We start from the raw sequence: 3,618 nt of genomic DNA on the forward strand, positions 1-3,618 counted from the left end.
CCGGACGGGCTGGACAGCGCGCCCGAGCGCGGAACTCAGCCCGTCCGGCGCTTGAGGACGCGCGCCGCAGGCGCGCTCAGGGGGTCTGGGGCACAGCCCCAGGAAACGGTGAAAGGGCGGGACAGGGGCACCCAACACCCCCCACAGCAACGTTCACTCACAACCACAGGTGGACCCAATGACCGCAGAAACAACAAAGGCCAAGCGCCCAGCGTTCCTCACCGACTACGCCCCCACCCGCTACCGCAAACGCCTCACCCCCTTCTCCCGAGTCCCCATCACCGGCCGCATCGGCGAGGTCTGGCACCTCGCCGCCCAGCGCCACCCCCGCAACCCGGTCATCGTCGACCGCGCCCCCGACGTCGACCGCGAGGGCCCGCTGGAGCGCAGCTACCTCCAGTGGGCCGCGCTCGTCGACGACCTCGCGTCCCGCCTCCACGCCCTGGGCGTACGGGAGTGGGACCGCGTCGCCGTCGTGAAGCGCAACCACCTCGACGTCGCCCTGCTCGCCTCCGCCGCCGCGCGGATCGGCGCCGTCCCCGCGCTGATCACCGACCACCACGACGCGCGCACGCTCGCGGTGATGCTCGGCCGGCTGGAGAAGCCCTTCCTGATCACGGACCGGCAGGCGCTGGGGCGGATGGGCCTCGACAAGGAGACCGTCGCCGAGCTCACCGAGAAGACGGCCGTCGTCGACGACGCCCCCGAGGACCGTCCCGACGTCGTCTCCTTCGACGGGCTGCGCGGCGGCCCGGTCGTCGAACCCCGGCTCCGCGCCTGGGAAGAGCCGATGGTCATCACTCACACCTCGGGCACCACCGGCGTCCCCAAACTCGTCCTGCACTCGGCCGAGTCGCTGTACTCGCTGGGGCTGGTCGAGGCCGAGCGGTGGCCGTTCTTCCGGCTGCGGGACGACGACACCGTCGCGTTCTGCGAGCCGTACTCCCACCAGCGCATCATCACCGGCCTGCTGCCGCTGGCGACCGTCGCGCCGAAGCTCGTCATGATGTCCGACCCGCTGTCGCCGGTCGTCCGCGAGCTGCTCGTCGAGCACAAGCCGACGCTCGTCGAGACGCTGCCCAACGCCTTCCTCGCCTGGGAGGAGCTGGCGCAGGACCCGGCCAAGCCGTTCCAGAACGTGCGCGTCTTCGTCAACTCCTTCGACGCCATCCACACCCGCACCGTGCGCACCTTCCTCGCCGCCACGGAGCGGAAGCTGCCGGTCTGGGTGCAGTCCTGGAGCCAGACCGAGGCCGGCGCCGTCGCCATCCGCCCGTACCTGCGCGGCTCGGTGAAGCGGCGCGGCCACCGGCCGCCGCCCACCCAGATCCTCGGGTGGCCCGTCCCGGGCTTCGGCAAGGTGCGCGCCGTCGACCCGGACACCGGCAGCCCGGTGCGCCGCGGCGAGGTCGGCCTGATCCAGTTCTCGGCGCCGGGCCGCTGCCTCACCTACGTCGGCGAGAAGGAGCGGCACGACCTCAAGCGCGAGGGCGAGTGGTGGAACCTCGGCGACATGGCGGTGATCAACCGCATCGGCGCCGTCCGGCTCATCGACCGCGAGGTCGACCGGATCCCCGGCGCCAGCGCCCTGGAGATCGAGGACGTGCTGCTGGACCGGCTGCCCCGGACCACCGAGGTCATCATCCTGGCCGTCGCGGGCGGCAAGCCGCAGCCCGTCTACAGCTCCCAGTTCGACCAGCCGGTGACCGAGGCGCAGTGGCGCGCGGCCACCGCGGACCTGCCGGAGATGGCCGAGCCCATCCACATCCGGTGGGACGAGTTCCCCCGAACCGCCACGTGGAAGGTGCGCCGCGTCATGCTCCGCGAGCAGTTGCTCAAGGACGCCGACGGCATCGGTTACGGCACCTGGACGTAGCGGTCACGTCAACCGGCCGCGAGGGCGTGGTGCGCGGGCTCCCCTTCCCGTTTCCGTGCTTCCCGCGCACCGTGCCGTCCGTCCGGCCGACCCGCTGAGAGGAAAGATGACAACCGAGACCGAGAGCGGTACGGCCACCGGATCCCCGGAGGCCGGTCAGCCCCGCAGGTGGCTGATCGTCGGGGCGATGTCGCTGTGCATGTTCATCGCCGTCATGGACAACACCGTCCTGACCGTGGCACTGGCCTCCATCCAGAAGGACCTGGACGCCTCCAACGCCTCGCTCCAGTGGTCGATGGACGCCTACACGCTCACCTTCGCCGCCCTGCTGCTCACCGCCGGACTGCTGGGCGACCGCTACGGGCGGCGCAAGGTGCTGGTTGCCGGGCTGGTGTTCTTCGCCCTGGTCTCCGCGGCCGGTGCGTGGTCCGGGAGCGCGGGCCAGCTCATCGGCTGGCGCGCCGCGATGGGCGTCGGCGCCGCGGTGGTGCCCGGCTGCACCATGGCCGTGATCACCACCGCCGTGCCCCGGCACGAGCGGGCCAAGGCGATCGGCCTCTGGTCGGCAGCGGCCGGCGTGGGCATCGCGGCCGGCCCGATCATCGGCGGCGCCCTGCTGGAGCACTTCTGGTGGGGCTCCGCCCTGCTGGTGAACGTGCCGTTCGTGCTGGTGGCGATCGGCCTGATCGTCTTCTGCGTGCCGGAGAACCGCGGCGGCAACAGCACCGCCCGGATCGACCTCCCCGGCGTCCTGCTCTCCACCGCGGCCACCGGCGCCCTGGTGTTCGGCATCATCGAGGGCGGCGAACGCTCCACCCTCGCGGAGCCGGTCGTCTGGGTGCCGCTGGTCGCGAGCGTCGTGCTCTACGCCGTCCTGGCGAAGGTGGAGGGACGGGCCGCCAACCCGGCCGTCGACCTCGGGCTGCTGCGCCGGCCGCGGTTCGCGGCGGGCTCCGGCGCGCTCGCGGTCATCTTCTTCACCGCGATGGGCGCCAGCTTCGTCGTCGTCTTCTACCTCCAGATCCTGCGCGGTTACAGCCCGTTGGACTCCGGGCTGCTGATGCTGCCGCTCGCCGTCGGCTCGATGATCAGCGCCGGGGTGAGCGACGCCCTCGTCAAACGGATCGGCGCCGCCTCGGCCATCGCGGCGGGCGCGGTGCTGATGTCCGTGGGGCTGGGGCTGATCGGCCTGCTCGGCGCGTCGACGCCCATCTGGCGGTTCGGCGCGTCCCAGTTCATCGGCGGACTCGGTTTCGGCCTCGCGTTCTCCGCGGCCATGGCGGCGACCGTCGCCATGGTCCCCGAGGAGAAGGCGGGCGCCGGCAGCGCCCTCGCCAACACCGCGCGGCACGTCGGCAGCGCCCTGGGCATCGCCGTGCTCGGCGCGGTCCTCGGCGCGGTGTACCGGCACAAGCTCGGCGACGCCACCGACCCGCTGCCCGCCTCCGTCCGCGACCAGGCCGGCGACTCCCTCGGGAGTACGGCGGGGGCGCTCCAGGAGGCGGTCGCCCGGGCGAAGGAGCTCCAAGGAGCCCGGGACGCGGCCTCGCAGGCGGAGCTCAGGGAGCTGCTGCCGGCGGTCCGGTCGGCCCGGACCATTCTCGACCGGGCGTCGGACGCCTTCCTCGACGCCCTGCAGACCACCATGTGGGTGACCGCCGGGATCGGTCTGCTCTCCGCCGTCGTCGCGCTGGTGTGGCTGCGCGGCGGGCCGGCCGGGGCCGCCGCGGCGGCCGGGGGGG

General features: G+C 72.9%; 2 protein-coding genes. Both read left to right on the forward strand.

Annotation, left to right across the window (positions count from 1 at the left end; genetic code table 11):
* The first annotated feature begins 178 nt into the window (after positions 1-178).
* On the forward strand, positions 179-1,876 hold the full coding sequence (locus tag ACSNOK_RS31735) for a class I adenylate-forming enzyme family protein (RefSeq protein WP_436784249.1): 1,698 nt from the start codon (positions 179-181) through the stop codon (positions 1,874-1,876).
* Between the two features lie 106 nt (positions 1,877-1,982).
* Positions 1,983-3,618 (forward strand): MFS transporter (locus tag ACSNOK_RS31740; protein ID WP_436784250.1); only part of this gene is annotated, 1,636 nt, incomplete at its 3' end.

This window comes from Streptomyces sp. URMC 126, assembly GCF_051386555.1.
GTDB lineage: Bacteria > Actinomycetota > Actinomycetes > Streptomycetales > Streptomycetaceae > Streptomyces.

Coding starts and splice junctions, on each gene's coding strand:
- ACSNOK_RS31735 (WP_436784249.1), top strand. CDS start 179: ATGACCGCAGAAACAACAAAGGCCAAGCGCCCAGCGTTCCTCACCGAC.